The 13,674-nt window shown below is 37.1% G+C and carries 27 protein-coding genes and 2 pseudogenes; all 29 read right to left on the bottom strand.

The window, feature by feature from the left end:
* A partial coding sequence (rpsK, locus tag Q2T41_RS20185; RefSeq protein ID WP_304437542.1) for a 30S ribosomal protein S11 occupies positions 1 to 147 on the bottom strand: 147 nt, incomplete at its 3' end.
* Positions 148 to 156: 9 nt separating this feature from the next.
* Positions 157 to 531, bottom strand: coding sequence for a 30S ribosomal protein S13 (rpsM, locus tag Q2T41_RS20180; RefSeq protein WP_089259463.1), 375 nt, complete (start codon positions 529 to 531; stop codon positions 157 to 159).
* A gap of 2 nt (positions 532 to 533) precedes the next feature.
* Positions 534 to 650 carry a type B 50S ribosomal protein L36 gene (ykgO, locus tag Q2T41_RS20175; protein WP_013305171.1) on the bottom strand — a complete coding sequence of 39 codons (117 nt, stop codon included), beginning with the start codon at positions 648 to 650 and terminating at the stop codon, positions 534 to 536.
* 8 nt (positions 651 to 658) lie between these two features.
* Positions 659 to 874 (bottom strand): translation initiation factor IF-1, encoded by a 216-nt coding sequence (gene infA / locus Q2T41_RS20170; protein ID WP_013305172.1) that lies wholly within the window; start codon positions 872 to 874, stop codon positions 659 to 661.
* Between the two features lie 3 nt (positions 875 to 877).
* Positions 878 to 2,221: a preprotein translocase subunit SecY gene (gene secY, locus Q2T41_RS20165; RefSeq protein ID WP_089259462.1), complete on the bottom strand. Its 1,344-nt coding sequence runs from the start codon at positions 2,219 to 2,221 to the stop codon at positions 878 to 880.
* 14 nt (positions 2,222 to 2,235) lie between these two features.
* Positions 2,236 to 2,688 (bottom strand): 50S ribosomal protein L15, encoded by a 453-nt coding sequence (gene rplO / locus Q2T41_RS20160; protein WP_089259461.1) that lies wholly within the window; start codon positions 2,686 to 2,688, stop codon positions 2,236 to 2,238.
* 12 nt (positions 2,689 to 2,700) lie between these two features.
* Entirely contained in the window at positions 2,701 to 2,880 is a 180-nt protein-coding gene (gene rpmD, locus Q2T41_RS20155) for a 50S ribosomal protein L30 (RefSeq protein ID WP_089259460.1), read from the bottom strand.
* Between the two features lie 10 nt (positions 2,881 to 2,890).
* Positions 2,891 to 3,415, bottom strand: coding sequence for a 30S ribosomal protein S5 (gene rpsE, locus Q2T41_RS20150; protein WP_089259459.1), 525 nt, complete (start codon positions 3,413 to 3,415; stop codon positions 2,891 to 2,893).
* Between the two features lie 9 nt (positions 3,416 to 3,424).
* The gene (gene rplR / locus Q2T41_RS20145; protein ID WP_089259458.1) at positions 3,425 to 3,781 is read right to left on the bottom strand and encodes a 50S ribosomal protein L18; all 357 of its coding nucleotides are present in this window, start codon (positions 3,779 to 3,781) and stop codon (positions 3,425 to 3,427) included.
* Between the two features lie 12 nt (positions 3,782 to 3,793).
* Positions 3,794 to 4,336: a 50S ribosomal protein L6 gene (gene rplF / locus Q2T41_RS20140; protein ID WP_089259457.1), complete on the bottom strand. Its 543-nt coding sequence runs from the start codon at positions 4,334 to 4,336 to the stop codon at positions 3,794 to 3,796.
* 19 nt (positions 4,337 to 4,355) lie between these two features.
* Positions 4,356 to 4,754, bottom strand: a complete 399-nt coding sequence (gene rpsH, locus Q2T41_RS20135) for a 30S ribosomal protein S8 (RefSeq protein WP_089259456.1) — start codon at positions 4,752 to 4,754, stop codon at positions 4,356 to 4,358.
* Positions 4,755 to 4,819: 65 nt separating this feature from the next.
* Positions 4,820 to 5,089: a 30S ribosomal protein S14 gene (gene rpsN, locus Q2T41_RS20130; protein ID WP_089259455.1), complete on the bottom strand. Its 270-nt coding sequence runs from the start codon at positions 5,087 to 5,089 to the stop codon at positions 4,820 to 4,822.
* Between the two features lies 1 nt (position 5,090).
* Positions 5,091 to 5,642 carry a 50S ribosomal protein L5 gene (rplE, locus tag Q2T41_RS20125; protein ID WP_089259454.1) on the bottom strand — a complete coding sequence of 184 codons (552 nt, stop codon included), beginning with the start codon at positions 5,640 to 5,642 and terminating at the stop codon, positions 5,091 to 5,093.
* Positions 5,643 to 5,644: 2 nt separating this feature from the next.
* Positions 5,645 to 5,959, bottom strand: a complete 315-nt coding sequence (gene rplX, locus Q2T41_RS20120; RefSeq protein ID WP_089259453.1) for a 50S ribosomal protein L24 — start codon at positions 5,957 to 5,959, stop codon at positions 5,645 to 5,647.
* A gap of 13 nt (positions 5,960 to 5,972) precedes the next feature.
* Positions 5,973 to 6,341: a 50S ribosomal protein L14 gene (gene rplN, locus Q2T41_RS20115; RefSeq protein WP_027064819.1), complete on the bottom strand. Its 369-nt coding sequence runs from the start codon at positions 6,339 to 6,341 to the stop codon at positions 5,973 to 5,975.
* Between the two features lie 3 nt (positions 6,342 to 6,344).
* Positions 6,345 to 6,602, bottom strand: a complete 258-nt coding sequence (rpsQ, locus tag Q2T41_RS20110) for a 30S ribosomal protein S17 (RefSeq protein ID WP_058104316.1) — start codon at positions 6,600 to 6,602, stop codon at positions 6,345 to 6,347.
* Between the two features lie 13 nt (positions 6,603 to 6,615).
* Positions 6,616 to 6,807 (bottom strand): 50S ribosomal protein L29, encoded by a 192-nt coding sequence (rpmC, locus tag Q2T41_RS20105; protein WP_089259452.1) that lies wholly within the window; start codon positions 6,805 to 6,807, stop codon positions 6,616 to 6,618.
* A 12-nt stretch (positions 6,808 to 6,819) separates the two neighbouring features.
* Positions 6,820 to 7,199: pseudogene (gene rplP / locus Q2T41_RS20100) on the bottom strand (50S ribosomal protein L16).
* 68 nt (positions 7,200 to 7,267) lie between these two features.
* Positions 7,268 to 7,987 (bottom strand): 30S ribosomal protein S3, encoded by a 720-nt coding sequence (rpsC, locus tag Q2T41_RS20095; RefSeq protein ID WP_089259450.1) that lies wholly within the window; start codon positions 7,985 to 7,987, stop codon positions 7,268 to 7,270.
* 1 nt (position 7,988) lies between these two features.
* The gene (rplV, locus tag Q2T41_RS20090; protein ID WP_089259449.1) at positions 7,989 to 8,396 is read right to left on the bottom strand and encodes a 50S ribosomal protein L22; all 408 of its coding nucleotides are present in this window, start codon (positions 8,394 to 8,396) and stop codon (positions 7,989 to 7,991) included.
* A 3-nt stretch (positions 8,397 to 8,399) separates the two neighbouring features.
* Positions 8,400 to 8,678 (bottom strand): 30S ribosomal protein S19, encoded by a 279-nt coding sequence (rpsS, locus tag Q2T41_RS20085; protein WP_089259448.1) that lies wholly within the window; start codon positions 8,676 to 8,678, stop codon positions 8,400 to 8,402.
* Positions 8,679 to 8,692: 14 nt separating this feature from the next.
* Positions 8,693 to 9,517, bottom strand: coding sequence for a 50S ribosomal protein L2 (rplB, locus tag Q2T41_RS20080; protein ID WP_144804694.1), 825 nt, complete (start codon positions 9,515 to 9,517; stop codon positions 8,693 to 8,695).
* A gap of 9 nt (positions 9,518 to 9,526) precedes the next feature.
* Positions 9,527 to 9,817, bottom strand: a complete 291-nt coding sequence (rplW, locus tag Q2T41_RS20075; protein ID WP_089259446.1) for a 50S ribosomal protein L23 — start codon at positions 9,815 to 9,817, stop codon at positions 9,527 to 9,529.
* Between the two features lie 4 nt (positions 9,818 to 9,821).
* A complete protein-coding gene (gene rplD / locus Q2T41_RS20070; protein WP_089259445.1) occupies positions 9,822 to 10,454 on the bottom strand; it encodes a 50S ribosomal protein L4 in 633 nt (210 codons plus the stop codon).
* Between the two features lie 5 nt (positions 10,455 to 10,459).
* Complete coding sequence (gene rplC / locus Q2T41_RS20065) at positions 10,460 to 11,077, bottom strand: 50S ribosomal protein L3 (protein ID WP_089259444.1); 618 nt, start codon at positions 11,075 to 11,077, stop codon at positions 10,460 to 10,462.
* Positions 11,078 to 11,219: 142 nt separating this feature from the next.
* A pseudogene (rpsJ, locus tag Q2T41_RS20060) lies at positions 11,220 to 11,384 on the bottom strand (30S ribosomal protein S10); the annotation flags it as partial.
* Between the two features lie 756 nt (positions 11,385 to 12,140).
* Positions 12,141 to 12,236, bottom strand: coding sequence for a DUF5063 domain-containing protein (locus Q2T41_RS20975; protein WP_367186943.1), 96 nt, complete (start codon positions 12,234 to 12,236; stop codon positions 12,141 to 12,143).
* Entirely contained in the window at positions 12,233 to 12,685 is a 453-nt protein-coding gene (locus tag Q2T41_RS20055) for a DUF5063 domain-containing protein (RefSeq protein ID WP_304437541.1), read from the bottom strand. Before Q2T41_RS20055 ends, Q2T41_RS20975 begins: the two co-directional genes overlap by 4 nt.
* Positions 12,686 to 12,841: 156 nt before the next feature.
* The gene (locus Q2T41_RS20050; RefSeq protein ID WP_304437540.1) at positions 12,842 to 13,207 is read right to left on the bottom strand and encodes a hypothetical protein; all 366 of its coding nucleotides are present in this window, start codon (positions 13,205 to 13,207) and stop codon (positions 12,842 to 12,844) included.
* Positions 13,208 to 13,674: the final 467 nt, after the last annotated feature.

Raw genomic sequence — 13,674 nt, 5'->3', positions numbered from 1 at the left:
ACCAGCAGATGACCAAGAAATTACATCTCCTTTTTTATTTGTTAAAGAAATGATGATGTTGTTAAAGGATGCACTTATATGCGCCTCCCCTACAGAATCAACAATTACTTTACGTTTCTTGGTAACTTTAGTATTTGCCTTTGCCATACCTACTTATTATTTAGTTGCTTTTTTCTTGTTAGCAACTGTTTTACGCTTTCCTTTTCTAGTCCTAGAATTATTCTTGGTACGTTGACCTCTTAAAGGTAAACCAGACCTGTGACGAATTCCTCTATAACAACCAATATCCATCAATCTCTTAATGTTCAATTGGGTTTCGGAACGCAACTCTCCTTCGATTACGTAACCAGATACAGCTTCCCTAATACGTCCTATTTCATCATCGTTCCAATCAGAAACCTTTGTATCTTCACTAACCTGGGCTTTACTCAAAATTTCTTGAGCTCTACTTCTTCCAATTCCAAAAATGTAGGTTAAGGCGATAACGCCTCTCTTCTGTTTTGGTATATCAATACCTGCGATTCTTGCCATAATTACCCTTGTCTTTGTTTAAATCTAGGATTCTTTTTGTTGATTACGTACAACCTGCCTTTTCTGCGAACAATCTTGCAGTCGGCACTTCTCTTTTTAACTGATGCTCTTACTTTCATCTTGTATCTTAGTATCTATATGTAATTCTTGCTTTAGTAAGATCGTATGGACTCATTTCCAATTTAACCTTATCGCCAGGTAATAATTTTATATAATGCATACGCATCTTACCTGAAATATGCGCTGTTACTACATGTCCATTCTCCAACTCTACCCTAAACATTGCATTTGACAATGCTTCAATGATAGATCCATCTTGTTCTATTGCTGCCTGTTTAGCCATAAATTATGCTACTTTTCTATTTTTACCGGTTTTCATTAGGCCGTCATAATGTCTATTCAACAGATATGAATTCACCTGTTGCACAGTATCAATAGCCACACCAACCATAATCAATAAAGATGTACCTCCATAAAATAAGGCCCATCCAGCCTGAACATCCATCAACTTTACGACAACGGCCGGCAAAATTGCGAGCAAAGCTAAGAAAATTGATCCAGGTAACGTTATTAATGACATAATCTTATCTAAAAAATCTCCTGTTTCTTTCCCAGGACGTATTCCTGGTATAAAACCACCACTTCTTTTAAGGTCATCTGCCATTTTATTGGTAGGAACCGTAATGGCCGTGTAGAAATAGGTAAAGATGATAATCAACAAGGCAAATAAAATATTATATGCCAAACCAAATATATCACTAAACTGAACTTGCATCCACTGCCCAAATGAAGTATCATCAAACGCGCCACCTATCATTCCGGGAACGAACATAATAGCCTGTGCAAAGATTATAGGCATTACTCCAGATGCATTTAATTTTAATGGAATATACTGTCTTGATCCCATGATGTTTTTCTCATAACCACCAGACGCAGTTCTCCTGGCATACTGAACCGGTATTTGACGAGTAGCCATTACCAATAATATACATGCCAAAATAACAAGGAACCAAATAATAACTTCAATCAGAATAAACATTAGACCGCCATTATTATCAACGGTCCTTGAAATAAATTCCTGAACAAAGGATTGTGGCATGGTTGCAATAATACCGATCATGATCAACAATGAAATACCATTACCAATACCCTTATCTGTAATTTTTTCTCCTAACCACATAGCAAAAACGGTACCTGTAACCAAAATGATTACTGCGGGTATCATAAAATCCAACCCTTTTCCTAAGATAAAAGCACTGTCCCTAACACCAAAGGCTTCCAAACCGTAGAGATAGGCAGGAGCTTGAACTATACAAATACCAATAGTCAACCATCTAGTAATTTGGTTAATAGTTTTACGACCGCTTTCACCCTCTTTTTGAAGTTTTTGAAGATATGGTATAGCAATACCCATTAATTGCACCACAATTGAAGCAGAGATGTAAGGCATAATACCTAATGCAAAAACAGAAGCATTGGCAAAAGCCCCTCCTGTAAATGCGTTTAATAGACCAAAGATACCTTGATCGGTTCCATCGGTCAAACCACCCAACTGCGTAGAATCTATACCTGGAAGAACAATTTGGCAACCAAAACGGTACACCAATAAAAGACCCAAGGTAATAAGTATTCTATTTCTTAGCTCTTCTATCTTCCAAATATTGGATATTGTATCAATAAAATTCTTCATGCTCTCGTTTATGCTTACAAACTTATTGCTTCACCACCAGCTGCTTCAATAGCTGCCTTAGCAGAAGCGGTAAATTTATGTACCGTAATTTTTAGGGGGGATTTCAATTCACCGTTACCTAAAATTTTAACTAAGTCGTTTTTACCTACTACTCCGTTTTCAACCAAAATATCCAAAGAAACCTCTTTTGAAATTACTTTGTTATCAACAAGTTCCTGTAACTTCTCAATATTGATACCTTTATAGTTCTTACGGTTGATATTTGTAAATCCAAATTTAGGAACACGACGTTGCAATGGCATTTGACCACCTTCAAAACCAATTTTCTTAGAATAACCAGATCTTGATTTTGCTCCTTTATGTCCTCTTGCAGCAGTTCCACCTTTTCCTGACCCTTGTCCTCTTCCAAGACGTTTACCGTCCCTATTAACTGAACCTTCTGCAGGCTGTAGATTATGTAAACCCATTATATTCTATCTTTAAGCTCCCTCAACGGAAACTAAATGTTTAACTTTATTTATCATTCCAAGAATGTTGGCCGTATCATCATGTTCTACAACTTGACCAATTCTTTTTAAACCAAGGGCCTCAAGAGTTCTTTTCTGATTTTGAGGTTTCTTGATTCCACTTTTTACCTGTGTAACTTTAATCTTTGCCATAATTCTACTCTTAGCCTTTAAATACTTTTTCTAAAGAAACACCTCTTTGACTTGCTATGGTCTTTGCATCCCTAAGTTGCAATAAAGCGTCAAAAGTTGCTTTTACAACATTGTGTGGATTTGAAGAACCTTGTGATTTGGACAAAACATCATGTACACCAACAGCTTCTAAAACTGATCTCACTGCACCACCGGCAATAACACCCGTACCATGAGAAGCTGGCTGGATGTAAACTCTTGCTCCACCAAATTTACCTTTTTGCTCATGTGGTAATGTACCGTTGTTCAAAGGAATTCTAATCAAGTTCTTTTTACCGTCCTCAATTGCTTTTGCTATTGCAGTTGCAACTTCTTTAGACTTACCTAAACCGTGACCTACAACACCATTTTCGTCACCAACGACAACTATAGCAGAAAAACCAAATGCCCTACCACCTTTAGTTACCTTGGTAACACGTTGGATGCCAACTAATTTATCTTTTAAATCTAAACCGCCAGGTTTAACCGTTTCTACGTTTTTATATTTTTGGAACATACTAGTTTATTAGAATTTTAATCCTGCTTCTCTTGCACCTTCGGCCAAAGACTTAACTCTACCATGATACAAATTTCCACCTCTATCAAAGGCTACCTTATCAAGACCCGCCTTTACAGATTTCTCGGCAATTGTTTTACCAACTAGTGCGGCAATCTCTGTTTTGTTACCTTTTACTTTTGCAATATCCTTATCTCTTGAGGAAGCAGATACTAAAGTAACTCCTTTAACGTCGTCTATAACTTGTGCATAAATCTCGCTATTACTACGGAATACAGATAACCTAGGTCTAGCTGCAGTTCCGGTAGAAACCTTACGGATTCTACGGCGGATTCTATTTTTTCTTTGTGTTTTTGATAATCCCATAATACACTTATATTAAGCTGACTTACCAGCTTTTCTTCTTAATATTTCACCAACAAACTTAATACCTTTTCCTTTGTACGGTTCAGGTCTACGGAATGATCTTATCTTAGCTGCTATATGACCAACCAATTGTTTGTCATGAGAGGTCAATTTAACTATTGGGTTCTTTCCTTTTTCAGAAACAGTTTCGACCTTAACCTCTGGGGCCAAGTCAAATACTATATTATGGGAAAACCCTAGAGCCAAATCTAATTTTTGACCTTGGTTACTAGCCCTGTAACCTACACCTACTAACTCCAATTCTTTGGTCCAACCTTTTGAAACGCCCTCAACCATGTTGAGTATAAGTGACCTATATAAACCGTGTTTTGCTTTATGCTCCTTAGAATCTGAAGGTCTTGTTACCCAAGCCTGACCATCTTCCACTTTAACCGATACACCAGAGAACTCTTGAGTCAACTCTCCTAACTTTCCTTTTACGGAAATGATATTTTCATTGATTTCAATTGTAACTCCTTCTGGAATCGCGATTGGATTATTACCTATTCTAGACATTTTCTAATTCTTTTATCAATTAATAAACGTAGCATAAAACTTCACCACCAACTTTTTCCGCCTTTGCTTGCTTACTTGTCATTACACCATGGGATGTAGAAACAATAGCGATACCCAAACCGTTCAATACACGTGGCAAATCGTCGCTACCCGCATATTTTCTAAGACCCGGCTTACTTATACGCTGTATTTTCTTGATAACAGGCTCTTTTGTAAACTTGTCATATTTCAAAGCAATTTTAATAGTGCCCTGAACCTTGTTCTCTTCAAACTTATAACTTAAAATATATCCTTGATCGAACAATATTTTTGTTATCTCCTTTTTTAAATTAGAAGCAGGAATTTCAACAATTCTATGACCTGCTCTACTTGCGTTTCTAACTCTCGTTAGGTAATCTGCTATAGTATCTGTTACCATGTATATATAATTCGGTGACGGTTTTTAACTTTTACGTTAAACCTGAAACCATTAATAATTCTTTTTTACCAGCTGGCTTTTTTAACACCCGGAATTAAACCGGCATTTGCCATTTCCCTGAACATTACCCTAGAAATTCCAAAAGTTCTCATATAACCCTTAGGTCTTCCGGTAAGCTTACATCTATTGTGCAAACGTACTGGAGAAGCATTTTTAGGAAGTCTTTGCAAACCTTCATAGTCTCCAGCTTCCTTTAGAGCCTTTCTTTTTTCAGCGTAAATTGCTACAGTTCTTTCCCTTTTTCTTTCACGGGCTTTCATTGATTCCTTAGCCATACTAATTCTTTTTAAAAGGTAAACCTAATTCTGTTAATAATGATTTTGCTTCCTTGTCAGTATTTGCAGAGGTCACAAAAGTAATATCCATTCCGTTAATTCTATTGATTTTATCAATATTGATTTCCGGGAAAATAATCTGTTCGGTTATACCCAAGTTATAATTTCCACGACCATCAAAACCAGTAGCCTTGATTCCTTGAAAATCACGTACCCTTGGTAATGCAGATGTTACTAAACGATCTAAGAATTCGTACATACGCTCACCTCTAAGGGTTACCTTTGCACCAATAGGCATACCTTTTCTTAATTTAAAGGCAGCAACATCTTTTTTAGATAATGTAGCAACAGCTTTTTGACCAGTGATCATCGTCATTTCATCAATTGCATGATCAATAAGCTTTTTATCAGCAACGGCAGCACCTATTCCTCTGCTCATTACTATTTTTTCCAACTTAGGAACCTGCATTACATTACTGTAACCAAATTCTTCGGTAAGGGCAGCTATAATTCGCTCCTTATACTCTTTCTTTAATCTTGTAACGTATGCCATAACTAAATTACTTCTTTGGATTTTTTGGAAACCCTAACTTTTTTACCATCCCTCATTTCATAACCTACCCTTGTAGTATCTCCAGATTTACCGTCGATCAAAGCAAGGTTTGAAATATGGATTAAAGCTTCTTTTTTTACAATACCACCCTGAGGGTTCTTTGCACTAGGTTTCTCATGTTTGGAAACCATATTTGCACCTTCTACGATGGCCTTATTTTTTTCAAGATTTACACGCATAACCTTACCTTCGGTACCTTTATGGTCACCAGCGATAATTCTTACGGTGTCTCCTGTTTTTATTTTCAACTTTTTCATCTTGTCCGTTATATTATAATACCTCTGGGGCCAATGATACAATCTTCATAAATTGCTTGTCCCTAAGCTCCCTTGCAACGGGTCCGAAAACACGGGTTCCCCTCATCTCTCCGGCAGGATTCAATAAAACACAAGCGTTATCGTCAAATCTGATATACGACCCATCTGGTCTTCTCACCTCTTTCTTGGTACGCACGACAACAGCAGTTGATACCGCTCCTTTCTTGATACCTCCATTTGGTGTGGCCTCCTTAACGGTAACAACAATTTTATCACCAATGGATGCATATCTTCTTTTGGTACCACCAAGAACACGAATAGTCAATACTTCCTTCGCTCCGGTGTTATCCGCTACCTTTAATCTAGATTCTTGCTGTAACATAACTTATTTAGCTCTTTCTAAGATTTCTACTAATCTCCAACATTTGGTTTTACTCATAGGACGCGTTTCCATGATCTTTACAGTATCACCAATATTGCAATCGTTCTTTTCGTCATGTGCAACATATTTCTTTGTCTTCAAAACGAATTTACCGTACATAGGATGCTTTACTCTTTTCACCTCCGAAATAACAATGGACTTTTCCATCTTATTACTAGTGACAACTCCTACTCTTTCTTTTCTTAAGTTTCTTTTTTCCATAAAGCCGAACCAATTATTGGTTTTCCCTATTAGTTAATTCAGTGGCCAATCTTGCTACCGTTCTCCTTACTTTTCTAATCTGTAATGGATTTTCTAACGGAGTTACAAAATGTGCCATTTTCAATTCTTCATGCTGCTTTCTATACTCGGCCAATTTCTCCGTAAGTCCTTCGACAGACAATTCTTTGATCTCTTGTTTTTTCATTGTTCCTTACGTTTAATTTCCGCCCTCGTAATCTCGAGCTACAATAAATTTTGTTTTAACAGGAAGCTTCTGTGCCGCTAGTCTTAAAGCTTCTTTTGCTACTTCCATAGGAACTCCAGCTACTTCGAACATAATTCTACCCGGTTTTACTACGGCTACAAAATATTCAGGAGCACCTTTACCTTTACCCATACGCACCTCTAGAGGCTTTTTGGTTATAGGCTTGTCTGGAAATATTTTAATCCATAACTGACCTTCCTTTTCATATATCTTGTTGCAGCAATACGGGCAGCCTCAATTTGGCGTGAAGTCAAGAATGCTGCATCATCAACATTCTTTATACCGAACATACCATTTGAAAGTTGGTGTCCTCTACCAGCAAGGCCTTTCATACGGCCTTTCTGCATTTTACGGAACTTCGTTCTTTTCGGTTGTAACATTACTTTAGTTCTTTAAAAAATTACTTTCTACGACGTTGTTTTCTACCACCTTCTTGTTTACCTCCTTTAGAGGAATCTCCTTTTTGCATTCCTACTAAAGGTGACAACTCTCTTTTACCGTAAACCTCGCCCTTCATGATCCAAACTTTAATTCCAAGTTTACCATATGTGGTCTGGGCTTCTTGTAAAGCATAATCAATATCTGCTCTAAATGTGGATAATGGAATTCTACCATCCTTATATGATTCTGAACGTGCCATTTCCGCTCCGTTCAACCTACCTGAGATTTGAATTTTGATACCTTCGGCATTCATTCTCATTGCAGCTGCAATAGCCATCTTGATTGCTCTTCTAAAGGAAATTCTACTTTCTATTTGACGGGCAACACTTGCCGCAACCAAATTAGCATCCAATTCTGGTCTTTTAATTTCAAAGATGTTGATCTGAACCTCCTTATTGGTGATTTTTTTCAACTCTTCTTTCAGCTTATCAACTTCCTGACCTCCTTTACCGATGATTATTCCAGGACGTGCCGTGGTCACCGTTACAGTAATCAGTTTAAGGGTACGCTCTATAATTACTCTAGAAACACTAGCTTTAGAAAGCCTGGCGTGGATATACTTACGTATTTTATCATCTTCCGCCAATTTATCCCCATAATCGTTTCCACCATACCAGTTAGATTCCCAACCTCTGATGATTCCTAGACGATTTCCTATTGGATTTGTTTTCTGTCCCATTCTAGTTTTCTGTTATATTTTTAGACCCTAAAACCAAAGTAACATGGTTTGAACGTTTTCTAATTCTATGTGCCCTACCCTGTGGAGCTGGACGCAATCTCTTTAACATTGCACCGCTATCAACTCTTATCTCGGCAACGACCAAATCAGCATCCTCAAGGTTTGCATCTTCATTTTTAGCCTGCCAGTTGGCCAAAGCGGACAACAACAATTTTTCTAGTTTTCTAGAAGCCTCTTTTGGGTTAAATCTTAATATAGCTAAGGCATTTTCAACTTTAGCACCTCTAATTAAATCAGCAACTAAACGCATCTTTCTAGGTGAAGTTGGACAATTGTTCAACTTCGCGAAAGCTACCTTCTTTTTTTCAGCCTTGATTCTTTCGGCCATTTGTTTTTTACGAACTCCCATAGCTTACTTTTTTCCTTTGTTTTTTGCACCAACGTGACCTCTAAAAGATCTAGTAGGTGAAAATTCCCCAAGTTTATGTCCAACCATGTTTTCAGTCACAAAAACAGGTACAAATTGTTTTCCGTTGTGCACAGCTATTGTCATTCCAACAAAATCTGGAGTGATCATAGATGCCCTTGACCAAGTTTTGATTACCGATTTTTTACCGGATGCTGCACTTTGTTGGATTTTTTTCTCCAAACTATAGTGAACGTATGGTCCTTTTTTTAGTGAACGTGCCATTTCTTTCTACTTTTTTATTTCTTTCTACGTTCTATTATATACTTATTGGTGCTCTTAGTCTTAGAACGGGTTCTAAATCCTTTTGCAGGAATACCGTTTCTAGATCTTGGATGTCCACCTGAAGCTCTACCTTCACCACCACCCATTGGATGATCTACAGGGTTCATAGCTACTGGTCTAGTCCTTGGTCTTCTACCCAACCATCTACTTCTACCGGCCTTACCGGAAACAAGCAATTGATGATCAGAGTTTGAAACCGCCCCAATTGTCGCAAAACAACCAGAAAGAACCAATCTAGTTTCACCAGAAGGCATTTTAACCGTTACAAACTTACCGTCCTTCGCCATTAACTGAGCAAAGGTTCCAGCACTTCTAGCCATAACAGCTCCTTGTCCAGGTCTTAATTCAATACACGAAATGATCGTACCTAAAGGAACTTCACTCAAAGGCATTGCATTTCCAATTTCTGGTGCCACAGAAGCACCCGAAGAAACTTTCTGATCAACCTGTAAACCGTTCTGTGCGATCACATATCGTTTTTCACCATCAGCATACTCTAAAAGAGCAATAAATGCCGTTCTGTTTGGATCGTACTCAATAGATTTTACGGTCGCAAGCACATCTTGCTTATCCCTTTTAAAATCAATTACACGATACCTTCTCTTATGACCTCCACCTTTTTGGCGCATGGTCATCTTTCCTTGACTGTTTCTACCTCCGGACTTTTTTAACGGAGCAAGCAAGCTTTTCTCCGGCTTATCAGCAGTAATGGCGTCAAATCCGTTTACTACTCTAAAACGCTGTCCAGGAGTGATTGGTTTTAATTTTCTAACTGACATTTCTTGTCTTTATAGATTACTGTAAAAATCAATAATATCACCTTCCACAACATCAACTATTGCCTTCTTAACGGCATTTGTTTTACCATGCTGCACCCCAGTTTTTGTATATCTGGATTTTCTGGTGGGTCCGTAATTCATAGTACGCACCTTTTTAACCGAAACACCATAAGTAGCTTCAATTGCATCCTTTATCTGCAATTTATTTGCCTTAGGGTTAACTACGAAACCATAACGATTGTTCAACTCGCTATCAGCAGTCATTTTCTCCGTTATAATTGGTTTTATCAACACACTCATGATATTATTGTTTATTTAAATTCGATTCGATTCCTTCTAGAGAGCTCTCCAACAACACTACACTATTTGCATTAAGTATTTTGTAAGTGCTTAATTCTGAGTTAGTTATAACTTCAGACCCTTTGAAATTACGCGAAGACAAATATACACCTTTATTTGAATCACCCAACACAATCAAAGACTTTTTGTTTTCAATACCTAAAGTCTTTAAAACCTCGACAAAATCCTTAGTTCTAGGTGTATCAAAATCGAAATCCTCGACCACGATTATGGCATTATCCTTTGACTTTAATGTCAAGGCAGATTTTCTTGCCAAACGCTTAAGGTTTTTGTTCAATTTTTGGGTATAATCCTTAGGTCTAGGGCCAAATATTCTACCACCACCTCTAAAGATAGGCGACTTAATACTACCGGCTCTTGCCGTACCTGTACCTTTTTGCTTCTTTATCTTTCTAGTACTACCTGCTATTTCAGCTCTTTCCTTTGCTTTATGCGTACCTTGTCTTTGATGTGCCAAATATTGCTTAACATCCAAATAGACCGCATGCTCATTAGGCTCTATAGCGAAAACATCATCAGAAAGGTTTGCCTTTCTGCCTGTGTCTTTTCCTTTAATATCTAAAACTGCTATTTTCATTACCTCTACCTTTGTATCGTTACATAAGCGTTCTTATGGCCAGGAACACAACCTTTTACTACTAAAAGATTCTTTTCTGGAACTACTTTTAAAACCCTAAGGTTTTGAACCGTAACACGGTCAGACCCCATTCTACCGGCCATTTTCATACCCTTAAATACTCTTGCCGGATATGAAGCGGCACCAATTGAACCAGGAGCTCTAAGTCTATTATGCTGACCATGGGTTGCTTGACCCACACCACCAAAACCATGACGCTTAACTACACCTTGAAATCCTTTACCTTTAGAAGTACCTACAACATCGACAAATTCGCCTTCAACGAAAACATCCACACCAACAGTGTCCCCTAATTTAAACTCACCTTCAAAATCTCGGAATTCAACGACTTTTTTCTTAGGAGAAGCACCTGCCTTTTTAAAATGACCCGATTGAGCCTTATTAGCACGACTTTCTGCCTTGTCATCGAAACCAAGCTGAAGGGCACTATACCCGTCAACCTCTTCGGTTCTGACTTGGGTAACTACACATGGTCCAGCTTGTATAACGGTACATGGAATATTCTTCCCATTCTCGTCAAAAATACTGGTCATGCCTACTTTCTTTCCTATTAACCCAGACATACTTATTTATATTAATTATTACTATTAAATACTATTCAAAAAAATAGGGTCAAAATAATTTAACCCTAAATTATTTTTTTCCGTTTTTCCCTCGCCCGCAGCTTAGGACATGTCACCTATCATAACAAGACAGGTTAATTACTTACACCTTGATCTCTACTTCTACACCACTAGGAAGCTCAAGCTTCATAAGTGCATCAATAGTTTTAGATGAAGAGCTATAGATATCAAGTAATCTTTTATAAGAACTTAACTGAAACTGTTCTCTTGATTTTTTATTTACGTGCGGTGAACGCAATACCGTAATATAGCACACAACGCCTGGGCTATGATTAGTGCGGGGCAGAAATCCGACGGATTTCCAGCTACGCGCTAAGCTAAAGCTTTTGGTTTTGATTTGTTTTTTGTTTTGTCCAAAGCTAAATCCAACAGATTTAGCGACATTATAAATATACACAGACCTTGCGAATTAGACACAAGTCCGCATTAATTATAGGCTTTGTTGTAATCAGTAGCGACACGTTTGAGTAAGCACGAATCTTTGCGTTTTCTTATTTTCTCATCCGAGTGAAGTCCATCTGCACAACAGTTGCGTCTGAGTAAAGTCCGTTGGAGTTAGAAGTCCAGCGAAACGGTTACGTTTGAGTTAGGTCCATCCGCACATAACTATTTTTAAATACGAGTAATTGGTCCGCTATTTTTTTCTTAGTACAGATTTTGCTTAGAATCCTTTTTTCTTTATTGAACTGTTCTTCGACTTTTTTCAGTTCAATTTGTTTTTCGTCCTCGGTGAGTTTAATATTCCGTTTCAGAGAGTTTTTAAGTTTATTATATTTCTCTTTAATCGATATTAAGTGGTCATTTTGCCCCTCAGAATGTATTCTTGATTCTTGCATAATATTTTATTTGAGCTATTGATTACAACGGTCTCGTATAACCGTCAGTTACGGGTTAAATTAGCGATTATTTTCGGTTTAGCACTGTCGTTAGCAATTCCGAGTGGATTCGGACGTAGTCGAATCCGCCGTAATTGCGGTTATACATTGTTAGACACAGTATTTTTTCACATCGTTTTCTTTCCGTCATAATAAATATAGTGTAAAGCTCGAATTGCATTCACGCAATGGTTTCCCCAATGCGAGGTAAATCCAAATTTCAATTGCAAAGTCCGTCTTCGATAGCTTCATCAGTTCCGATTTGGTCAATTTTATACAGTTCTTCTTTTAAGTCAGCGTATATGTCCGCAACATCATCAACTAACCAGCCTTGTGTCGGTTCGTTTTCCTTTTCATAAGTTGGGTCAAAAACTTCCCAATAAAAACAGTCCTTTCCAAGTGAGGAAATCAAATTGACGTTCTGTTCTTTTAATTTCTCTCTCGTAGCAGTTTCAAATTCCGTTTTTTCACTTGAATGAATTAATTCAACCGATTTTAGAGAAAGTCCAGCATTATATAATTCGGTCAGTTTTTTATGAATTTCAGGATAAAATTCCTGTTCTTTTATTTCTTTGTTTTCAATCAGTTTAATAAATCCACGAGCGACTTTTAAGAAATCTTGAGTTTCTTTCGTTTCAAGTAATGATTTTATTTCTTTATTCAGATTTTGCATTCGTGGTCATATTGTGGCTAACGGTCTCGTATAACCGTCAGTTACGGGATTAAAGTTAATAATTTTCGGTTAAGAACTGGCGTTAGCAATTTCGAGTGGATTCGGACGTAGTCGAATCCGCCGTAATTGCGGTTATACATTGTTGCCAACAGTATTTTATTTTTTCCGATTATGAAATTCATTTAGGATTTTTTGCTTTTCCATTTTAGAGAGTCCAAAATCAACAATTAATTCAGGTCTAAAAGGTGGAATACGGTCGTCAATCATTAAAACATTTTGAACTAAATATTCTCCAATTTCTAATTTATCTCCTAAACAACCAGATTGATAGTAAACAGAATAAACCGTGTCTTTAATCGCATTTGAAATCAGTTCAGTTTTGTTTTTGAAATTCTTTTTTCTTAATAATCCCTCGTAAGCAATTGCTTTTATATTTCCGTTTGGAAATTCCGTTAGTTTTAGAAGTTCAGATTCAGTTGCGTTTTGCATAATCCATTTTCGGCTTTCAATTTCTTCAGGCATTGCTCTTCCATTTCCACCAATTCCGCTCGAAATAGATTGATATTTATAAACACTAATTGAATCTTGGATATTTTTTCAATTCCGTTCCAATTAAACGTCCAGCTTTTTTCGTAACCAGAAGTTAACACAGCAATAATTCCAATTCCGAGTATTGTCAGGATTGGAAATAAAATCGAAAATCGACTTCTTTTGTTTTTATTTCTGTGTTTTCTCATATTGTTGGCAACACATAAATATGTGTGATCATGGTTAACGATAAGAAAGATACAATTTTCTAATAAATGTAATAACCATGGTAGCGTAAATTGGTTAAGTCCATTGCGCAAAAAATATATCATTGTTGTATTTTTAGATTTGATATATTTTTTGCGCAACTATAATCTTATACCGTTTTCTATGAATAATGAAATTTACACGTTCTCGACAGATACCCACAGGGGTAAAAATGTAATCTTGATTTCATTTAA

It is taken from the genome of Maribacter confluentis (assembly GCF_030505015.1).
Classification (GTDB): Bacteria; Bacteroidota; Bacteroidia; order Flavobacteriales; family Flavobacteriaceae; genus Maribacter; species Maribacter sedimenticola.
Note: the sequence above shows the minus strand (reverse complement) of the source record. Positions and strands in the feature narration are given on the sequence as shown.

What these genes read in the sequence shown, in the direction of transcription:
- rpsM (WP_089259463.1), bottom strand. Translation starts at nt 531, where the DNA reads ATGGCAAGAATCGCAGGTATTGATATACCAAAACAGAAGAGAGGCGTT.
- ykgO (WP_013305171.1), bottom strand. Translation starts at nt 650, where the DNA reads ATGAAAGTAAGAGCATCAGTTAAAAAGAGAAGTGCCGACTGCAAGATT.
- infA (WP_013305172.1), bottom strand. Translation starts at nt 874, where the DNA reads ATGGCTAAACAGGCAGCAATAGAACAAGATGGATCTATCATTGAAGCA.
- secY (WP_089259462.1), bottom strand. Translation starts at nt 2,221, where the DNA reads ATGAAGAATTTTATTGATACAATATCCAATATTTGGAAGATAGAAGAG.
- rplO (WP_089259461.1), bottom strand. Translation starts at nt 2,688, where the DNA reads ATGGGTTTACATAATCTACAGCCTGCAGAAGGTTCAGTTAATAGGGAC.
- rpmD (WP_089259460.1), bottom strand. Translation starts at nt 2,880, where the DNA reads ATGGCAAAGATTAAAGTTACACAGGTAAAAAGTGGAATCAAGAAACCT.
- rpsE (WP_089259459.1), bottom strand. Translation starts at nt 3,415, where the DNA reads ATGTTCCAAAAATATAAAAACGTAGAAACGGTTAAACCTGGCGGTTTA.
- rplR (WP_089259458.1), bottom strand. Translation starts at nt 3,781, where the DNA reads ATGGGATTATCAAAAACACAAAGAAAAAATAGAATCCGCCGTAGAATC.
- rplF (WP_089259457.1), bottom strand. Translation starts at nt 4,336, where the DNA reads ATGTCTAGAATAGGTAATAATCCAATCGCGATTCCAGAAGGAGTTACA.
- rpsH (WP_089259456.1), bottom strand. Translation starts at nt 4,754, where the DNA reads ATGGTAACAGATACTATAGCAGATTACCTAACGAGAGTTAGAAACGCA.
- rpsN (WP_089259455.1), bottom strand. Translation starts at nt 5,089, where the DNA reads ATGGCTAAGGAATCAATGAAAGCCCGTGAAAGAAAAAGGGAAAGAACT.
- rplE (WP_089259454.1), bottom strand. Translation starts at nt 5,642, where the DNA reads ATGGCATACGTTACAAGATTAAAGAAAGAGTATAAGGAGCGAATTATA.
- rplX (WP_089259453.1), bottom strand. Translation starts at nt 5,959, where the DNA reads ATGAAAAAGTTGAAAATAAAAACAGGAGACACCGTAAGAATTATCGCT.
- rplN (WP_027064819.1), bottom strand. Translation starts at nt 6,341, where the DNA reads ATGTTACAGCAAGAATCTAGATTAAAGGTAGCGGATAACACCGGAGCG.
- rpsQ (WP_058104316.1), bottom strand. Translation starts at nt 6,602, where the DNA reads ATGGAAAAAAGAAACTTAAGAAAAGAAAGAGTAGGAGTTGTCACTAGT.
- rpmC (WP_089259452.1), bottom strand. Translation starts at nt 6,807, where the DNA reads ATGAAAAAACAAGAGATCAAAGAATTGTCTGTCGAAGGACTTACGGAG.
- rpsC (WP_089259450.1), bottom strand. Translation starts at nt 7,987, where the DNA reads ATGGGACAGAAAACAAATCCAATAGGAAATCGTCTAGGAATCATCAGA.
- rplV (WP_089259449.1), bottom strand. Translation starts at nt 8,396, where the DNA reads ATGGGAGTTCGTAAAAAACAAATGGCCGAAAGAATCAAGGCTGAAAAA.
- rpsS (WP_089259448.1), bottom strand. Translation starts at nt 8,678, where the DNA reads ATGGCACGTTCACTAAAAAAAGGACCATACGTTCACTATAGTTTGGAG.
- rplB (WP_144804694.1), bottom strand. Translation starts at nt 9,517, where the DNA reads ATGTCAGTTAGAAAATTAAAACCAATCACTCCTGGACAGCGTTTTAGA.
- rplW (WP_089259446.1), bottom strand. Translation starts at nt 9,817, where the DNA reads ATGAGTGTGTTGATAAAACCAATTATAACGGAGAAAATGACTGCTGAT.
- rplD (WP_089259445.1), bottom strand. Translation starts at nt 10,454, where the DNA reads ATGAAAATAGCAGTTTTAGATATTAAAGGAAAAGACACAGGCAGAAAG.
- rplC (WP_089259444.1), bottom strand. Translation starts at nt 11,077, where the DNA reads ATGTCTGGGTTAATAGGAAAGAAAGTAGGCATGACCAGTATTTTTGAC.
- Q2T41_RS20055 (WP_304437541.1), bottom strand. Translation starts at nt 12,685, where the DNA reads ATGCAAAATCTGAATAAAGAAATAAAATCATTACTTGAAACGAAAGAA.
- Q2T41_RS20050 (WP_304437540.1), bottom strand. Translation starts at nt 13,207, where the DNA reads ATGCCTGAAGAAATTGAAAGCCGAAAATGGATTATGCAAAACGCAACT.